This is a genomic window from Streptomyces sp. NPDC002499 (genome assembly GCF_053595415.1).
In genome coordinates, this window is the sequence record NZ_JBSFXO010000012.1 from 151,122 (window position 1) to 168,091 (window position 16,970).

18 protein-coding genes and 1 riboswitch are annotated in these 16,970 nt (G+C 71.8%); of the genes, 9 read left to right on the plus strand and 9 right to left on the minus strand.

Annotation, left to right across the window (positions count from 1 at the left end):
* The first annotated feature begins 200 nt into the window (after positions 1–200).
* Entirely contained in the window at positions 201–2,930 is a 2,730-nt protein-coding gene (locus tag ACWD5F_RS32230; protein WP_451259771.1) for a LuxR C-terminal-related transcriptional regulator, read from the plus strand.
* Positions 2,931–2,998: 68 nt separating this feature from the next.
* On the opposite strand, the gene bioD is transcribed toward ACWD5F_RS32230, so the two are convergent.
* From bioD to bioB, 3 genes are read right to left on the minus strand one after another with little or no spacing between them, the layout of a single operon-like run.
* On the minus strand, positions 2,999–3,718 hold the full coding sequence (gene bioD / locus ACWD5F_RS32235; protein WP_451259773.1) for a dethiobiotin synthase: 720 nt from the start codon (positions 3,716–3,718) through the stop codon (positions 2,999–3,001).
* A gap of 1 nt (position 3,719) precedes the next feature.
* Positions 3,720–5,027 carry an adenosylmethionine--8-amino-7-oxononanoate transaminase gene (locus ACWD5F_RS32240; protein ID WP_451259775.1) on the minus strand — a complete coding sequence of 436 codons (1,308 nt, stop codon included), beginning with the start codon at positions 5,025–5,027 and terminating at the stop codon, positions 3,720–3,722.
* Entirely contained in the window at positions 5,020–6,249 is a 1,230-nt protein-coding gene (bioB, locus tag ACWD5F_RS32245) for a biotin synthase BioB (protein ID WP_451259777.1), read from the minus strand. Before bioB ends, ACWD5F_RS32240 begins: the two co-directional genes overlap by 8 nt.
* Positions 6,250–6,395: 146 nt before the next feature.
* Between bioB and ACWD5F_RS32250 the strand changes: the two genes are divergently transcribed.
* Positions 6,396–7,532: an 8-amino-7-oxononanoate synthase gene (locus ACWD5F_RS32250; RefSeq protein ID WP_451259779.1), complete on the plus strand. Its 1,137-nt coding sequence runs from the start codon at positions 6,396–6,398 to the stop codon at positions 7,530–7,532.
* A gap of 64 nt (positions 7,533–7,596) precedes the next feature.
* On the opposite strand, the gene ACWD5F_RS32255 is transcribed toward ACWD5F_RS32250, so the two are convergent.
* Entirely contained in the window at positions 7,597–7,824 is a 228-nt protein-coding gene (locus ACWD5F_RS32255) for a DUF397 domain-containing protein (protein WP_451259781.1), read from the minus strand.
* Positions 7,825–7,833: 9 nt separating this feature from the next.
* Positions 7,834–8,694 (minus strand): helix-turn-helix domain-containing protein, encoded by an 861-nt coding sequence (locus ACWD5F_RS32260; RefSeq protein WP_401725920.1) that lies wholly within the window; start codon positions 8,692–8,694, stop codon positions 7,834–7,836.
* A gap of 213 nt (positions 8,695–8,907) precedes the next feature.
* Here ACWD5F_RS32260 and ACWD5F_RS32265 point away from each other — a divergent pair, with 213 nt between their 5' ends.
* Positions 8,908–9,366, plus strand: a complete 459-nt coding sequence (locus ACWD5F_RS32265; protein ID WP_451259784.1) for an ATP-binding protein — start codon at positions 8,908–8,910, stop codon at positions 9,364–9,366.
* 62 nt (positions 9,367–9,428) lie between these two features.
* On the opposite strand, the gene ACWD5F_RS32270 is transcribed toward ACWD5F_RS32265, so the two are convergent.
* From ACWD5F_RS32270 to ACWD5F_RS32280, 3 genes are all read right to left on the minus strand, one after another.
* On the minus strand, positions 9,429–9,902 hold the full coding sequence (locus ACWD5F_RS32270) for a C40 family peptidase (RefSeq protein WP_451259786.1): 474 nt from the start codon (positions 9,900–9,902) through the stop codon (positions 9,429–9,431).
* Positions 9,903–9,905: 3 nt separating this feature from the next.
* Positions 9,906–10,085: riboswitch (cyclic di-AMP (ydaO/yuaA leader) on the minus strand.
* A 369-nt stretch (positions 10,086–10,454) separates the two neighbouring features.
* A complete protein-coding gene (locus ACWD5F_RS32275) occupies positions 10,455–10,763 on the minus strand; it encodes a hypothetical protein (RefSeq protein WP_451259788.1) in 309 nt (102 codons plus the stop codon).
* A gap of 7 nt (positions 10,764–10,770) precedes the next feature.
* The gene (locus ACWD5F_RS32280; RefSeq protein ID WP_451259790.1) at positions 10,771–11,406 is read right to left on the minus strand and encodes an ATP-dependent Clp protease proteolytic subunit; all 636 of its coding nucleotides are present in this window, start codon (positions 11,404–11,406) and stop codon (positions 10,771–10,773) included.
* Positions 11,407–11,488: 82 nt separating this feature from the next.
* Between ACWD5F_RS32280 and ACWD5F_RS32285 the strand changes: the two genes are divergently transcribed.
* Positions 11,489–11,773, plus strand: coding sequence for a type II toxin-antitoxin system Phd/YefM family antitoxin (locus tag ACWD5F_RS32285; RefSeq protein WP_401726186.1), 285 nt, complete (start codon positions 11,489–11,491; stop codon positions 11,771–11,773).
* Between the two features lie 109 nt (positions 11,774–11,882).
* Here the strand turns inward: ACWD5F_RS32285 and ACWD5F_RS32290 are convergent, their stop codons facing one another.
* Positions 11,883–12,896 carry an ABC transporter permease gene (locus ACWD5F_RS32290; protein WP_451259792.1) on the minus strand — a complete coding sequence of 338 codons (1,014 nt, stop codon included), beginning with the start codon at positions 12,894–12,896 and terminating at the stop codon, positions 11,883–11,885.
* A gap of 154 nt (positions 12,897–13,050) precedes the next feature.
* Here ACWD5F_RS32290 and ACWD5F_RS32295 point away from each other — a divergent pair, with 154 nt between their 5' ends.
* The 5 genes from ACWD5F_RS32295 to ACWD5F_RS32315 all read left to right on the plus strand — a co-directional run bounded on the left by ACWD5F_RS32295 (position 13,051) and on the right by ACWD5F_RS32315 (position 16,847).
* Positions 13,051–13,680, plus strand: a complete 630-nt coding sequence (locus ACWD5F_RS32295) for a TetR/AcrR family transcriptional regulator (protein WP_451259794.1) — start codon at positions 13,051–13,053, stop codon at positions 13,678–13,680.
* Positions 13,681–13,813: 133 nt separating this feature from the next.
* The gene (locus tag ACWD5F_RS32300; RefSeq protein WP_010355509.1) at positions 13,814–14,116 is read left to right on the plus strand and encodes an urease subunit gamma; all 303 of its coding nucleotides are present in this window, start codon (positions 13,814–13,816) and stop codon (positions 14,114–14,116) included.
* Positions 14,117–14,133: 17 nt separating this feature from the next.
* The gene (locus ACWD5F_RS32305; protein WP_401725934.1) at positions 14,134–14,445 is read left to right on the plus strand and encodes an urease subunit beta; all 312 of its coding nucleotides are present in this window, start codon (positions 14,134–14,136) and stop codon (positions 14,443–14,445) included.
* Entirely contained in the window at positions 14,438–16,159 is a 1,722-nt protein-coding gene (locus tag ACWD5F_RS32310; protein WP_401725936.1) for an urease subunit alpha, read from the plus strand. Before ACWD5F_RS32305 ends, ACWD5F_RS32310 begins: the two co-directional genes overlap by 8 nt.
* A gap of 13 nt (positions 16,160–16,172) precedes the next feature.
* On the plus strand, positions 16,173–16,847 hold the full coding sequence (locus ACWD5F_RS32315; RefSeq protein WP_451259797.1) for an urease accessory protein UreF: 675 nt from the start codon (positions 16,173–16,175) through the stop codon (positions 16,845–16,847).
* Positions 16,848–16,970: the final 123 nt, after the last annotated feature.

Genomic DNA, 16,970 nt, shown 5'->3' on the forward strand with positions numbered 1-16,970 from the left:
TCAGGAGTGTCAGCGCGGGTCTACGCGCGCCGCATCGGTGAAATCGCCGGTCTTTACGGGTCAATTAACTCGCCAGTAACGTCAGTTGTGTGGTGTATCCGGTGAACCCCCCGCCGCTCGACCGCACTTCGCCACCGTCTCCCCCCACGGACGCGTGGCGGCAACTGGCTCCGATGCTTCCCGAAGGCGTCCGGGTACGGATGCTGCATGCCGTATACGGCGATCCGCGCGCCGCGGCGGAAGCCGTACCGCGGCTCACCGAGCGGCAGACGTCGGGCCACGACCCGCTCCCCACGGACCCCGCGGAACTGGCCCCGGCCCTGCTGCACGCCCACCGCGCCGAGATCCGCGCCCTCCCGGACGACACCCGCCTCCTCCTGCTGCTGGCAGCGGCCGATCAATACCCCCTGGCCACCCACGCCTTCCTCCGCGCGACCGCCGCAGCCCGCCTGGACACGCGCCCCCTGGAACGGGCCGAGACCGCGGGCCTCGCACACGCCGGAGCGGGCGGTGTCGTCTTCCGCGACGCCTGGACGAGGATCGCCGCCTACGAGACCGGGTCCCCGGCGGACCGGCGTGACGCACACCGCCTCCTGGCCCGCGTCCTGCGCGCCGACGGCGAGACACCCCGCCGCTCCTGGCACCGCGGCGCGGGCGCTCTGGGACCGAGCGGCCGCCTCACCTCCGAGCTTCGCGCCGCCGCGGACCAGGCCCGCACGGCCGGCCAACTCACCCTGGCCCGCGCCCTGGTCGAACGCGCCGCCGCCCTCAGCCCCGACCGGACCGAGACCGCCCGCCTCCTCGCCCGCGCCGCCACGGACGCCTGGCACGCGGGCGACGGCGACCGGGCGCGCCGCCTCGCGGCCTCGGCAGCACAGGACGACGCCCTGGCCGGCCTGTTCGCGCTACGCGCGGGCAACGCGACGGAGGCGTTCGACGCGCTGGTGGCGGCTGCGGTCCAGCGGGGCGGCGGGGGAGAGGCGGCGTCAGTCGAAGGAGTCACCACCGCGCCGGGTTCCGGCCGGGGCGGCATCGGCGAGAGACCGTCGCCTTCGACGGAGGGAGATTTCGCCAGGGCGTCAGCTCCTCCTCCCGCTGAACGGCAACCGGGGGCCCGTGCACCGAGTCCGGCCGCCGGAGTCTCGCCGGGCCGGCGCACAGCCCCTGTGGCGCCGGGCGGACTCGGCGATGCCGATCGGGGAGCAGGTGGGCCGGGCGGCCTCGACTCCGTGGTGGAGCCTTTGGGCCGGGCGGCGGATGCTGCCGACTCCTCATGTGCACCGAGTCCGGCCGCCGGAGTCTCGCCGGGGCGCCGCACAGCCCCTGCGGCGCCGGGCGGGCTCGGCGATGCCGATCGGGGAGCAGGTGTGCCGGGCGGCCTCGACTCCGTGGTGGAGTCTTTCGGTCGGGCGGCGGATGCTGCCGACTCCTCACGTGTACCGCGTCCGGCCGCCGGAGTCTCGCCGGGCCGCCGCACAGCCCCTGCGGCGCCGGGCAGACCCAGCGGTGCCGAGCGGAGAGCCGCGACACCCCACCACCCCGACTCCGCCGTCCACCTCCTCGCCCGGGCCACCGAAGCCGCCGTCTATACCGGTGATCTGCGGCGCAGTCGGGAGGCGCTCCGGGTCGCGGGGCGGCTGGGTGTCGGGCCGCCGGGGGCGCTGGGTGGGCTCGCGGCCGCCGTGGACGGGCGGTACGAGGACGCGCGGGAGTTGTTGCGGGTGGCGGCGGGCCACAGTGAACCGGGCGAAGATCCCGCGCTGTTCGTGCACGGCGGCCCTGGCGTCGACCCCACGCTCCCCGCGCACGGCCCCGGCGCCGACCCTACGCTCCTCGTGCACGCCGGGATCGCCGCGCTGATGCTCGGGGACCACACCCTCGCCGCCACCGCGACCGTACGGGCCGTCTCCTCGGCGCGGGCCCGGGGCGCGACCGCCACCGTCGCCCAGGCGCTGGAGTTCCGCGCCTACGCCGACTTCTGGACCGGACGCCCGCACGCCGGCGCGGCCACCGCCCTTGACGCCCTGCGGCAGGCCCACGCCACGGGACAGGACAACGGCGCCTGTCATCTGCAGGCAGCCCTCGCCATGTTCGCCGCCCTCACCGGCGACGAGGACACCTGCCGCGAACGGGCCACCGCCGCACGCTCGTACGCCCTCACCCACGGGCTCGGTCTGGCCGCCGCGCTGGCCCAGTGGGCGCTCGCCTACCTCGATCTCGCGGCCGGCCGATTCGCCGGCGCCGCGGCCCGGCTGCGCGCGCTCGCCGGGTTCGGTCCTGGACACGGGCACCGCGCCATCCGGCACCTGGCCACCCCGCACTACGTCGAGGCCGCCGCCCGCACCGGCGACACGCGTGTGGCGCGGGCCGCCCACGCCGACTACGACCGCTGGGCCAGTGCCGTCCGCAGCCCTGACGACCTTGCCCTGAGCGCCCGTTGCCGCGCTCTGCTCGCCCCCGGCGCCGAGGCCGTCGAGCACTACCGCGCCGCCCTCGACCTCCACGCCCACGGCACCCGCGACTTCGAACGCGCCCGCACGGAGCTGCTGTTCGGCGGCGCGTTACGTCGACTGCGCCGCCGTACCGAGGCCCGCGACCGCCTGCACAGCGCCCTGGAGGCCTTCGACTCCTTCGGCGCCCCGCACTGCGCGGCCCAGGCCCGCGCCGAACTCCGCGCCCTCGGCGCCCCCGCAACCCCCGCACACACGGCCGCCATCGACCCCACGGCCCGCCTCACGGCCCAGCAGCTCCTCATCGCCCGCATGGCCGCCGACGGCGCCACCAACCGCGAGATCGCCGCCCGCCTCGCCCTCAGCCCGCGCACGATCGACCACCATCTGCGGGGTGTCTTCTCGCGGTTGGGGATCCGGTCGCGGATCGACCTGGTGCGGTTGCTGGGTGGGGGTGGTGACAGCAGAGGCACCGCATAGGGGCCGCGCGAGGGCTTCGGCGGGCAAGAGTCAGGTGAGGACACCAGGAAGCTTCTCGAAGCGCACCCCTACGGAGCCTCCCGCACCCCGAACGCCTCCGCGTCCCACGTCCCCGACAACCGCGGCGCCAGCCAACTCGGCGCGTAGGTACGGAAGTCGGCCGGAGGCAGTGCTGCCACCCCGGCGGGCACCGCGCCCAGTAGCGGCGCCCCGGACACCTCCGGCAGGTCCGCCACGTTGCAACGGGACGCCAGATCAGGTGAGTTCGGCCAGCTCCCGATCACCACTCCCGCCAACTCCAGCTCACGCGAACGGAGTTCACGGGCCGTCAGCTCCGTCGTGTTCAGCGTGCCCAGGCCCGCCGACGCCACGACCAGGACCGGCGCCCCGAGCAGTGTCGCCGCGTCCGCCAGAGTGCCGCCCTCCGCGTCGAAGTGGACGAGCAGTCCGCCCGCCCCCTCCACCAGCACGAGATCGTGGTCGGTGGCGAGCTTGGCGGCGGCCTCGGCGACGTCCTGCGGACGCACCGGCGCCATCCCGGCCCGCCGTGCGGCCGTCGCCGGTGCCAACGGGTCGGGATAGCGGGCGAGTTCGGCGGTGGTGACGGCGCCCGCGAGCCGCGCGACCTCCGCCGCGTCCCCGGGCTCGTCCGGACGTACACCCGTCTGTGCCGCCTTCAGCACGGCCACCGAGCGACCGGCGGCGAGCGCCGCGGCGGCGACCGCGGCGGTCGTGACCGTCTTGCCGACCTCCGTGCCGGTCCCCGTGATCACCAGTACCGACGACATGTCATCCCTCCCGCGCGGCCGCGCACACCGCGTCCGCGATCCGCGCCAGATCCGCGTCCCCGGTGACGTACGGCGGCATCGTGTAGATCAGGTCCCGGAACGGCCGCAGCCACACGCCCTCGCGCACCGCCGCCTCCGTGGCCGCCTTCATGTCGACGTCGTGATCGAGCTGCACGACCCCGATGGCACCGAGGACCCGGACGTCCCGCACGCCCGGCAGCTCACGTGCCGGTGCCAGTCCGTTCCGCAGGCCCGTCTCGATCCGTTTGATCTCCGCCTGCCAGTTCTGGCCGAGCAGCAGCTCGATCGAGGCGCAGGCGACGGACGCTGCGAGCGGGTTGCCCATGAAGGTCGGGCCGTGGGCCAGCACCGGGACCTCGCCGCGCGAGATGCCGTCGGCCACGCGCGCGGTGCACAGGGTCGCCGCCATCGTCAGGTAGCCGCCGGTCAGGGCCTTGCCGACGCACATCACGTCCGGTGTCACGGCCGCGTGGTCCGCCGCGAAGAGCGCACCAGTGCGCCCGAAGCCGGTCGCGATCTCGTCGAACACCAGCAGCACGTCGTGCGCGTCGCACGCCTCCCGCAGCACCCGCAGATACGCGGGGGAGTGGAACCGCATCCCGCCCGCGCCCTGCACCACCGGTTCGACGATCACCGCGGCCAGTTCGTCGGCGTGGCGCTCGATCGCCGACCGCAACTGGTCGGCGTACGACTCCTCGTACTCGGCCGGAGGCGCGTCCACGAACACCTGGCGGGGCAGGACCCCGGACCAGAGTTCGTGCATCCCGCCCTCGGGGTCGCACACCGACATCGGCTGCCAGGTGTCGCCGTGGTAGCCGCCGCGCCAGGTCAGCAGGCGCTGTTTCGCGGGGCGGCCCAGCGAACGCCAGTACTGGAGACACATCTTGACGGCCACCTCGACCGACACCGAGCCCGAGTCGGCCAGGAAGACGTGCTCCAGACCCTCGGGCGACATGTCGACAAGGTGCTTCACGAGCCGGACCGCGGGCTCGTGCGTCAGGCCGCCGAACATCACGTGGCTCATCCGGCCGAGCTGCTCCTGCGCGGCCTCGTTGAGCACCGGGTGGTTGTAGCCGTGGATCGCCGACCACCAGGACGACATGCCGTCCACGACCTCGTCCGTGCTCCCGTCCGCCCCGCGCAGCCTCAGCCGGACCCCGCTCGCCGACTCCACGACGAGCGGTTCCTGCCGGCCCGGCATGGGTCCGTAGGGATGCCAGACGTGCCGTCGGTCCAGTTCCAGCAGCTCGGTGACGGACAGGCCGGGCGGGGCGGGCAGGTCAGGCATTGGGCGCGAGATCCGTTCCGGCACCTCGGCGACGGACCGAGACCAGGTCGGTACGGGGTTCGTTCAGCGCGGCCGCGGACGCGGCAGCAGGCACGGGCTCCGCAGTCGCCGTGCCGCAGACGTCGCCACCCGCGTGCGACCCGCACCCGGCGCTCCCGCCGCCCTCGTGGGACCCGCAGCCGCCGCCCGCGTGCGAACCGCAGCCCGCGCCCGCCGTCGCCCGGTGCTCCGGCAGGGTCACCTGGTCGGTGCCCTCCACCTCGAAGCCGGCGTCCGCGATCATCTCCAGGTCGGCGTGGCCGGCCTGGCCCTCGCTGGTGAGGTAGTCGCCCAGGAAGATCGAGTTGGCCAGGTTCAGGGCCAACGGCTGCATCGTGCGCAGGTGGACCTCACGGCCGCCCGCGATGCGCACCTCGGCGTCCGGGCACACGAAACGGACCATCGCCAGGATGCGCAGGCAGCGCTGCGGGGTGAGGTTCCACTCCTTGGAGAGCGGGGTGCCCTCCATCGGGATCAGGAAATTGACCGGAACCGAGTCCGGGTCGAGGGCGCGCAGCGAGAACACCACGTCGACCAGGTCCTCGTCGGTCTCGCCCATGCCCGCGATCAGACCGGAGCAGGCGGACAGACCGGCCGCGTGCGCCTTCTGCACGGTGTCCACGCGGTCGGCGTAGGTGTGCGTGGTCGTGATGTCCCCGTACGTCGCCTCGGACGTGTTGAGGTTGTGGTTGTACGCGTCCGCGCCCGCCGCGCGCAGCCGCTCGGCCTGGCCGTCGGAGAGCAGGCCGAGGCAGGCGCACACCTCGACGTCCTCGTTCTGGTCCTTGATCGCCTTGATCGTGTCCGAGACCCGGTCCACGTCACGGTCGGTCGGTCCGCGTCCGGACGCCACCAGGCAGACCCGCTTGGCGCCTCCCGCCAGACCGGCCGCCGCCGCCTTCGACGCCTCGTCCGGCTTGATCCAGGTGTACTTCAGGATCTCGGCCTTGGAACCGAGTCGCTGGGAGCAGTAGGAGCAGTCCTCGGGACACAGTCCGGACTTCAAGTTGACGAGGTAGTTGAGCTTCACCCGGCGGCCGAACCAGTGCCTGCGCACCTTGCCGGCCGCGGCCACCACATCGAGCACGTCGTCGTCGGAAGTGGCGAGGACGGCGAGAGCCTCCTCGCGGGTCGGCAGCTCGCGCCGAAGCCCCTTGTCCACCAGCGTGTTCAGCAGGTCCATGAGAGCCGATCCTGTCCTACGGAGCAGCTTCCGGCCAAGGAGAGTTCGCACAACGAAGGGACTTCGTCGTGTGTGTATTGCCACATCATGGGCTGCGGGACCTGCGGTTAGTGTCTGTCCACTGCCTACAAAAGCCCGGAGGAGCCATGGCGTTCGGCTGGATCGACGAGCAGGCGCTGCTGCGCCGCCGGGCCGGGCTCGTACGGACCCTGCGCCCGCGCCCGGCCGACTCCCCGCTCCTCGACCTCGCGAGCAACGACTACCTGGGTCTCGCGCACCACCCCGAGGTCGCCGAGGGCGCGGCGCGGGCGGCGCACACCTGGGGCGGCGGCTCGACCGGCTCGCGGCTCGTCACCGGGACGACGGAGCTGCACACGGAGCTGGAGCGCGAGCTGGCCGACTTCTGCGGCTTCGAGGCGGCGCTGGTCTTCTCCTCGGGGTACGCGGCCAACCTCGCCGCGGTCACGACCCTGGCCCCGCACGGCTCGCTGATCGTCTCCGACGCGGGCAACCACGCCTCCCTCATCGACGGCTGCCGACTGGCCCGGGGCACCACGCAGGTGGTCCCGCACACCGACCCGGAGGCCGTGCGCAAGGCGCTGCGCACCCATGAGGGGCCGGAGGGCTCGGCGGTCGTCGTGTCCGACACGGTGTTCTCGGTCGACGGCGACGCGGCCCCGCTCGCGGCGCTCGCCGGGGTGTGCCGGGAGCACGGCGCGGGACTGCTGGTCGACGACGCGCACGGGCTGGGCGTCCTCGGGGACGGCGGACGCGGCGCGCCGCACGCGGCGGGGCTCGCGGGCGCCGACGACGTGGTCGTGACGGTCACGCTGTCCAAGTCGCTGGGCAGCCAGGGCGGAGCCGTCCTCGGTCCCGCGCGGGTGATCGACCATCTGATCAACGCGGCCCGGACGTTCATCTTCGACACGGGTCTGGCCCCCGCGGCGGCGGGCGCCGCCCTGGCGGCCCTGGGGCTGCTGCGCCGGGAACCGGGGCGGGCGGCACGCGCGCGTACGGTCGCGGCCGAACTGCACGCACGCCTGACCGCCGCGGGGCACGAGGCGGTACGCCCCGACGCCGCGGTGGTCTCCGTGCGCGCGCCGTCCCCGGAGGGGGCCTTGCGGTGGGCGGCCGACTGCCGTGCCGCGGGGCTCGTCGTGGGGTGTTTCCGGCCCCCCTCCGTGCCCGACGGCATCTCACGGCTCAGGCTGACAGCCCGTGCGGACCTCTCCGAGGCGCAGATCGAACGCGCTGTGGGTGTGATCGGCGAAACGCGACCATGAGTCGGCGTGACACGGCCGTGCGCCGCCGGATACGGAACTGATCAGGTCCGGGACACGGAACCGATCAGAGGTCGAACGCGGCCGTGAAGCCCGCCCAGCTCTCGGGGGAGAAGAGCAGGACGGGTCCTGACGCGTCCTTGGAGTCGCGCACGGCGAGCAGCCCCGCCCAGGGGCCGGAGCGCGACAGCGCCGTCTCGACGCAGTTGTTGGCTCCCGTGCTGTAGCTGCTGCGCAGCCACCGCACACCGTGCAGATCGGTACTGGAAGGAACGTTCCGAGGCAGTGCTGACATGGTGCCTCCTTACGCGCCGTCACCTATCGCGGCGATGTAATCCAACGAGTCCTCGGGTGAAAGGGCATAGATCTGAAGGGTGTTGAAGGCCTCGATGTAGGCCTGGAGGTCTTCTTTCCGTTCGAGGTAGAGGCTACTCGTCAAGTGGTCGAGAACAACCACGTCCAGATCAGAAGTGCTCGAAAATGAGAAGACAACGAAAGGTCCGGTGACGCCGACATGCGCCCCGGCGGTGAACGGCAGTACCTGAAGCCGCACTTGGGGCAGGCGAGCCGCCTCGATGAGGCGGGCCAGCTGGCGTGACATGACGTCAGGGCCGCCGATCTCCCGGCGCAGCACCGCCTCGTCCAGGATCGCGCTGAGTTTCAGCGGCGGATTCGAACGCAGGACGTCCTGTCGGGCGAGCCTCACCTCGACCAGCGCGTCGAGCCGTTCGTCGTCCAGACCTCCGACCGCAGCCCTGGTCACCGCCCGCGCGTACTCGGGCGTCTGCAACAGCCCGGGCACCACCGAGGTCTCCAGCGTCCGCATCGCGCTCGCCTGGGACTCCAGGCTGATGAAGTCGCGGTAGGTCGTCGGCAGCACCCCGCGGTAGGCGTGCCACCAGTGGTGCCGGCCGCCGCCCTCGTCGGAGCCCGCCAGCATCTGGAGCATCTCCCGCAACTGCGGATCCGAGACGCCGTAGGCATCCAGCAGTAACCGCACATCGGCCGGTTTCACACCGCTGGCGCCGGTCTCGATCCGGCTCACCTTCGACTGATGCCAGCCCACCATCCGGGCCGCCTCACCACTGGTGAGCCCCGACCCGGTGCGCAACGAACGCAGTTCGGCGCCCAGCTTCCGGCGGCGCACCGCGGGTCCGTGCTGCATGGGTCACTCCTTACTCCTTCCGGGCCGCCCAAATACGGTCTCCCGTCGTAGAGTTCACCGCTTTGAGCGACAGATATATGCATATCTTGGTGGATCGCCACCCGTGACCGGCGCGGTAATGGCAGTCTGGCGACGAAGCACCAGTCCGGGACCGTACTCGAACCATCCGCTCTGTGTCGGACCCCGGTCCCGCGGGAAAGGGACGACGTCGCCATGGCAGACCACCTGGAAGCATCCGTCACTCTGCCGAGCGAACCCGCCTCGGTCGCCACGGCCCGCGGTTATGTGGTCTCGACGTTGGCGGAGTGGGGTCTGCCGTCCGACACCGAGGTGGCCGACAGTGTCCGGCTCATCGTCTCCGAACTGGCCACCAACGCCGTACAGCACACCTTCGGCCAGTCACCCACCTTCACGGTGGACATCGTGCTGGACCGTGACGAACACCTGCGCATCGGGGTGACCGACAGCCACCCCCGGTTTCCCAAACGCCTGCCGGCCGCTGTCCAACAGGACAACGGCCGGGGCATGGTGATCATTCGGTGGCTGGCCGCGGAGTGCGGCGGCCGGCTGCGGGTGCGGGCCACTCCGGAGGGCGGCAAGACGGTCTCCATCGAACTTCCGTGGACCGTACCGGCGCGGCCGGTCACGACCGCGGGACAGCAGGAGCCGTAGAGCCTGTGTCGTGCCCCGCGAGGGCGACGGCGTGTCAGGGCGCCGTCGCCCCCGCGGGAGAGTCAGCTGACCCGGCCGTACCAGACGCTCTTCGTCCAGATCTTCTGCAGCCGTACCACGTCCCCGGTCTTCGGGGCGTGCCAGATCTTTCCCTTCCCGGCGTAGATGCCGACGTGGTAGACGCTGGAGCCCGAGTGGAAGAACACGAGGTCCCCGGCCTTGCGGCCCTTGGCCGAGATGTGGTGGGTCTTGTTGTACTGCTGGGCCGCCGTGCGGGGAAGCTTCTTGCCCGCCTTCTTGAACGAGTACAGCGTGAGCCCTGAGCAGTCGAAGCGGCGTGGTCCGGTGGCGCCGTACTTGTACGGGGAGCCCTTCTTGGAAGCCGCGATGTGAAGTGCCTTGGTCGCAGGTGTCGCGGCCGCGGCGTCGGATGCGACACCGGGGATCACGACGGAGCCGCCCACTGCGGCGAGGGTGAGAGCGGAGGCCGTACCGGCCCGGGCCATCAGCGACGGGACACGATTGAGCGCAGACATGCGCAACCCTTCGTCAGCCGCCTGTGAAGGATGACCTGTCGGATTCGGGCTGACAAAGTTGCCCGGCCGCTGACGCGGCTTCACCCCAAGGGCTGCTCGACCCGGTCATGGCGTGACCGTCCCGGCGACCCGTCGTGCTTGGGTCCTCCACTCCTACCGATGCAATCCTGTCGACCTGTCATCCGGGCGGCGGTAGGACTCGGCGTCCGCCCGGATCGCCCCGCCGCTGCGGCGGGGTCTTGTCGTCAGACAGGGATCTTGACCTATGAATGTCCGAAAAGCCCAACGGAATCGGGGATTTGTGGGGTTACTCACCACTCACCCGTTCGGGTGGACACCCCCGTGTTCGAGCCGGTGTCCAGGGGTGCGCAGCCCCCCGGACCAGCACAGGAACGCCTCATGCGGCCCTCGCATCACGCGCGTTGCGCAACCTTGACGGTCGCCAAGAAGTAGCCGCAACTCCGCCGAACGGGGGTACGTCATTTGGTCCGTTTCACCTCCGGTCCGGACGTCCCGACCGCACGGCGGACATCCGAACCGGCCACGCCTGCCTCAACTGGCGGAGCTCGGCGGCAGAGTGAGCCGCGCCGTGCGGCGCTCGCCGTCCAGCACCCGCAGCGCCCGCGCCAAGGTGGGAGCGTGCACCTCGGCCTCGCCCCGCTGGTGCATCAGCGCCAGCGCGTCCCGTAGTTCGGCCGCCTTGGACACCAACGCCTGCGCTGCCCGCAGCCCGCGGTAGGTGTCCCCGTCCCGCGCCGGGTTGATCCGGCCGAGCAGGTCGACCACGTCGAGATAACGGTCGATCAACTCGCCCTCGGCGCGCGTCAACGCGGGCAGCGGCGGCAGCTCGGGTGGGAGCACCGGCGGCTCACCTCCCCGCGGGCGGGGTGAGCGTGGTCTTGCGGGTGGAGACGATCCGGTCCACCAGGCCGTACTCCAACGCCCCCTGCGCGTCCAGGATGTTGTCCCGCTCGATGTCCTCGTGCACCTGCTCCGCCGAGCGGCCGGTGTGCCGTACCAGCAGCTCCTCCAGCAGGTCGCGGGTCCGCATCAACTCCTCGGCCTGGATGGCCAGATCACTGGCCTGTCCCTCGATCGGCCCGGAGAACGCGGGCTGATGGAGGACCACGCGCGCACCCGGCAGCGCGAGCCGCTTGCCCGGTGTGCCCGCGGCCAGCAACACCGCGGCGGAGGAGCCGGCCTGACCCAGGCAGATGGTCTCCACGTCACAGGTGACGAACCGCATCGTGTCGTAGATCGCCGACATCGCGGTGAACGAGCCGCCGGGGGAGTTGATGTACAGCGAGATGTCCCGGTCCGGGTCCTGGTACTCGAGGTGCATGAACTGCGCCATCACGTCGTTCGCCGAGACGTCGTCGACCGGCGTCCCGAGAAAGACGATCCGCTCCTCCAGCAGCTTCGAGTACGGATCCATCGTCCGGACCCCGGAACTGGTGCGCTCGGTGAACTCGGGCAGGACATGGCGGGCGGTGGGTCGGATCATGGGTGCCCCCTCCTTCTGCGTCTGCTGTGGCCGACTGCGTCTGTAAAAAATGTACAGGACGTACATGACGTTAGAATGGGGTATGGCCTACGAGATTCCGGTGACGCAAGCCAGGGCTGAACTCGCCGATCTGATCAACCGGGTGGTGTACGGCGGCGAGCGCGTCGTCGTGACACGGCACGGCAAGCCGCTGGTCGCCCTCGTCTCCGCCGCCGACCTGGCACGACTCGCCGAGCTCGACGCGGCGGCCGTCGAGGAGGAGCAGGTGATCACCGCGGTCTCCACGGTCCGCGAGGTCCCGTCCGCTCCCCGCGAACAGCAGCGGTTCGGCATCACGGCGCACCACCGGGGGACCGGCGCCTCCTAGCGCGAGGCACCGGCGCCTCCTGGCGTGGGGCACCCGCAGACAGAAAGACCGCACATCCCCTCCGCTACAGCGGGGATGCGCGGTCGGTCCTGTGGTGGCCCGGCGGGCGTCAGCCGACGGCGGTCAACTCCCGTTCCGTCACCGGCTCCTGGGTCTTCGTGCGCGCCTTGAGCGTGTTGCCCAGCAGGACGGCGCCCAGGCCCAGCGCGGCCCACCAGGTCAGCGTCAGCACGGGACCGGTCGCCGCCGCGCCGTCGAAGAACGACACCGAGCGCAGCAGGGTCGTACCCGCCCCCGGCGGCAGCCACTGGCCGATCGTGCCGACCGGCTCCGGCAGCATCCGCGGTGCCGAGGCCGCGCCGGAGAACGGGTTGCCGAGGAACATCATCAAGAACGCCACGACTCCGATGCCGGCGGGCCCGACCAGTGCGGCCAGTCCTGCCACGGCCGCGCCGACCGCCAGCGTCGACAGGCCGAGCGTGCCGGCCTCCGTCCACCAGTCGCCGGTGAGCACACCGAGCCAGCTGTGCGCGAGCGCGGCGGCGACGACGCCGACCACGGCCGCGGCACCGACGAGCGTGAGCGCGGCCCGCATCCCGCGCAGTCCGAGCATGGTCACCGTGGCGCCCGCGATGATGCCGGCCAGCGCCAGCGGCAGCACGCTCGCGCCGAGGGCGGCGCCCCTGGGGTCACCGGCGGGGGCGGCGACGACGTCGACCGTCCTCACCTCGGTGCCGGTTGCGGCGGCCTGCTGGGTCACCGCCTGCGTGAGCAGCTGGGCGACGACGGGGCTCGCCGCCGACGCGGTCAGCAGTTCGGGACCCTGAGGGGTGACGACGACCGCGCCGTATACGGTCCGGTCCTCGACGGCGTCCCGGGCGGCGGCCTCGTCGGCGTAGTGGTGGATCTCGAACGCGCCCTTGTGCTGGGCGAGTTGCTTCTCCAGCTGGGCCGTCGCGGCGGTCGGTCCCGCCACGCCGAGCGGCAGGTCGCGGGGCGCGGTGCGGGCGGCGGGCCAGGCGAAGGCCCACAGCGCCAGAGCGGCGAGCACGGGGATGAGCACGACGACCGCGACCATGCGGCGGTTGTGTCCCCTCGTGGGGGTGGCGGGGGCGGTGGACATGGGGATGGTTCCTCTCCGGTCGACTCTGGTGGCTCTGATGGCTCTGGTGAATCCGGTGCGGTTAAAAAGAAGGATCGTTCGTTTTTGCTCGGTCACCACCGTCCTGCGACTGTCGCGTCTTGTCAAGAAGGAATGTTCGTTTTACGTTGGACGCATGGCCCGCGTATCCCAGGAACACCTCGACGCCCGCCGCCGGCAGATCCTCGACGGCGCCGCCCGCTGCTTCGCCCGCAACGGGTTCCATGCCACGTCCATGCAGGACGTGCTCAAAGAGGTGGACCTGTCGGCCGGCGCGGTCTACCGCTACTTCAGCGGCAAGGAGGAGCTCATCACCGCGATCGCCGCCGAGGTGCTGGCGGAGGTCCGCGAGGCCTTCGCGGAGGTCTCCCGGCAGAGTCCGCCCCCGCCGCTGGACGAACTGGTCGGCCTGGTCCTGGGCCGGATGATGGGCGCCTGGGCGTCGCTGATCATCGACGGTGAGCCCGGCTTCCCGCGGCTGATCATGCAGGTCTGGGCCGAGGCGGCCCGTGACAAGGAGTTGGCTGCCGTCACGCGACAGGGCTACCAGGGGCTGCGGGAGAGCTGGGACGTGGTCATCCGGACGTACCAGGAGTCCGGATCGATGCGGTCGGACATCCCGGCCGAGCACGTCACCCGGACGGTGATCGCCATGGTCCAGGGGTTCATCGCACAGCAGTGCCTCTTCGGACCGGCCCCGGTCCTGGTGCTCCAGGACGGTCTACGGGCGTTGATGAGCACGTCCGACACGCGGACCACCGCCTGAGAGATCACAGCTCGGTTAACTTGCTTGAAACTCGGTCCAACTAGCCTGCCGATCCACGCCACCAGGGACTTTGCCCGGGTGGCCGAGGCAGCCGGACCCCGCACGGTCCGGAGCGAGGACTGTGAGGTGGGACGTGCAACTGACCCCGCACGAGCAAGAGAGGCTGCTGATCCACGTGGCGGCCGACGTGGCCGAGAAGCGCCGGGCCCGTGGTCTGAAGCTGAACCACCCCGAGGCGGTCGCCCTCATCACGTCGCACATCCTCGAAGGCGCGCGTGACGGCCGTACGGTCGCCGAACTCATGGCCTCCGGGCGCAAGTTGCTGACCCGCGACGACGTCATGGAGGGCATCCCCGAGATGATCCACGACGTCCAGGTGGAGGCGACCTTCCCGGACGGCACCAAGCTCGTCACCGTCCACGACCCGATCGTCTGACGAGGGGAGAGACCGCCATGATTCCCGGAGAGATCTTGTTCGCGGACGACCCGATCGTCTACAACCCGGGCCGCGAGGTCACCTCGCTGACCGTCCTCAACGCCGCCGACCGGCCTGTCCAGGTCGGCTCCCACTACCACTTCGCCGAGGCCAACCCCGGCCTGGAATTCGACCGCGCCGCCGCCCGCGGCAAGCGGCTGAACATCGCCGCCGGTACGGCCGTGCGCTTCGAACCGGGGATCCCCGTCGACGTCGAACTCGTCCCGCTCGCCGGCGCCCGTGTCGTGCCCGGGCTGCGCGGGGAGACCGGAGGTGCCCTCGATGCCTGAGATCTCCCGCGCCGTGTACGCGGACCTGTTCGGCCCGACCACCGGCGACCGGATCCGGCTCGCCGACACCGACCTGCTGATCGAGATCGAGGAGGACCGCAGCGGCGGCCCCGGACTCGCCGGTGACGAGGCGGTGTTCGGCGGCGGCAAGGTGATCCGCGAGTCCATGGGACAGTCGCGTGCTACGCGCGCAGACGGCACCCCGGACACGATCGTCACCGGCGCCGTCATCGTCGACCACTGGGGCGTCGTCAAGGCCGACGTCGGCATCCGCGACGGACGCATCACCGGCATCGGCAAGGCCGGCAACCCGGACACCATGGACGGCGTCCACCCCGACCTGGTGATCGGCCCCGAGACCGAGGTCATCGCGGGCAACGGGCGGATCCTGACGGCCGGCGCGGTCGACGCGCACGTCCACTTCATCTGCCCGCAGATCGCCGACGAGGCGCTGTCCGCCGGCGTCACCACCCTGGTCGGCGGCGGCACCGGCCCCGCCGAGGGCTCCAAGGCGACGACCGTGACGCCGGGCCCCTGGCACCTCGCCCGGATGATGGCCGCGATGGAGCAGTACCCGCTCAACATCGGCTTCCTGGGCAAGGGCAACACCGTCTCGCACGACGCGATGATGTCCCAGATCCGGGGTGGCGCGCTCGGCCTCAAGCTGCACGAGGACTGGGGCTCGACCCCGGCCGTCATCGACGCCTCCCTGACCGTCGCCGACCGCACGGGCATCCAGGTCGCCATCCACACCGACACGTTGAACGAGGCCGGGTTCGTCGGCGACACCCTCGCCGCGATCGCCGGACGCGGCATCCACGCCTACCACACCGAGGGTGCGGGCGGCGGGCACGCGCCGGACATCATGACCGTCGTCTCGGAGCCGCACGTCCTGCCCAGCTCGACCAACCCGACGCGGCCCTACACCGTCAACACCGCCGAGGAACACCTCGACATGCTGATGGTCTGCCACCACCTCAACCCGGCCGTCCCCGAGGACCTGGCCTTCGCCGAGTCCCGCATCCGTCCGTCCACCATCGGCGCGGAGGACATCCTCCACGACCTCGGCGCGATCTCGATCATCTCCTCCGACGCACAGGCCATGGGGCGGGTCGGCGAGGTCATCCTGCGGACCTGGCAGACCGCGCACGTCATGAAGCGGCGCCGGGGCGCGCTGCCCGGTGACGGACGGGCCGACAACCATCGAGTACGTCGCTATGTCGCCAAATACACGATCAACCCCGCGCTCGCGCAGGGCCTCGCCCGCGAGATCGGGTCCGTCGAGACCGGCAAGCTCGCCGACCTGGTGCTGTGGGAACCGGCGTTCTTCGGCGTCAAGCCGCACCTCGTCATCAAGGGCGGCCAGATCGCCTACGCGCAGATGGGCGACGCCAACGCGTCCATCCCGACCCCGCAGCCGATCCTGCCGCGGCCCATGTTCGGGGCGATCGGGCGCGCGCCCGCCGCGAACTCGTTCAACTTCGTCGCGCCGCTCGCGATCGAGGACGGATTGCCCGAACGGCTCGACCTCGGCAAGCGCTTCGTGGCGATCGAGTCGACGCGCGGTGTCACCAAGGCCGACATGCGCGAGAACGACGCCCGGCCGCAGGTGCGGGTCGACCCCGACAGCTTCGCCGTGCACATCGACGGGGAGCTCGTCGAGGCGACGCCCGCCGCCGAACTGCCCATGGCCCAGCGGTACTTCCTCTTCTGATGAGGGGGCTTCGATGAGCAGGGCGACACTTCTCGTGCTGGCCGACGGCCGCTTTCCCGCCGGGGGGCACGCGCACTCCGGCGGGGCCGAGGCGGCGGTGAAGGCCGGGCGGATCACCGGGGCGGCGAGTCTGGCCGACTTCTGCCGGGGCCGGTTGCACACGGCGGGGCTGGTGTCCGGGGCGGTGGCCGCCGCCGCGGTACTCGGTGTCGCTGCCGGGGAGTTGGACGCGGCGGTCGACGCCCGTACGCCGTCGCCGGCCCTGCGGGGTGCCTCGCGACGGCTGGGACGGCAGTTGACGCGGGCGGCGCGGACGACCTGGCCGTCGGTCGAACTCGACGTCCTGGCGCGGGAGTTCCCCAAGGGGGCCCATCAGCCGGTGGTGTTGGGGCTGACGGCACGGGCGGCCGGGCTCGGGCCCGAGGACGCGGCGTACTGCGCGGCTTACGAGAGTGTGAGCGGGGCGGCCTCGGCGACCGTGCGGTTGCTGAGCCTGGATCCGTTCGACGCCACGGGTGTGCTGGCGCGGCTGGCGCCGGAGCTGGACCGGGTCGCCGATCGGGCGGTGGAAGCGGCTCGGCGGGTGGTCGGCGAGGGCGTCGACGCGTTGCCCGCGGCGTCGGCGCCGTTGCTGGAGATCGGGGCGGAGGCGCATGCCGCTTGGGCTGTGCGGTTGTTCGCCTCGTAGGGGGATTCGCCCCCGCCGCCCCTGCCCGTCCCATCCCCAGGGGCTCTGCCCCTTCGACCCCGCTGGGGGCTGCGCCCCCAGACCCCGCTTCGGCCTGGACGGCCTCGTCCTCAAACGCCGGAC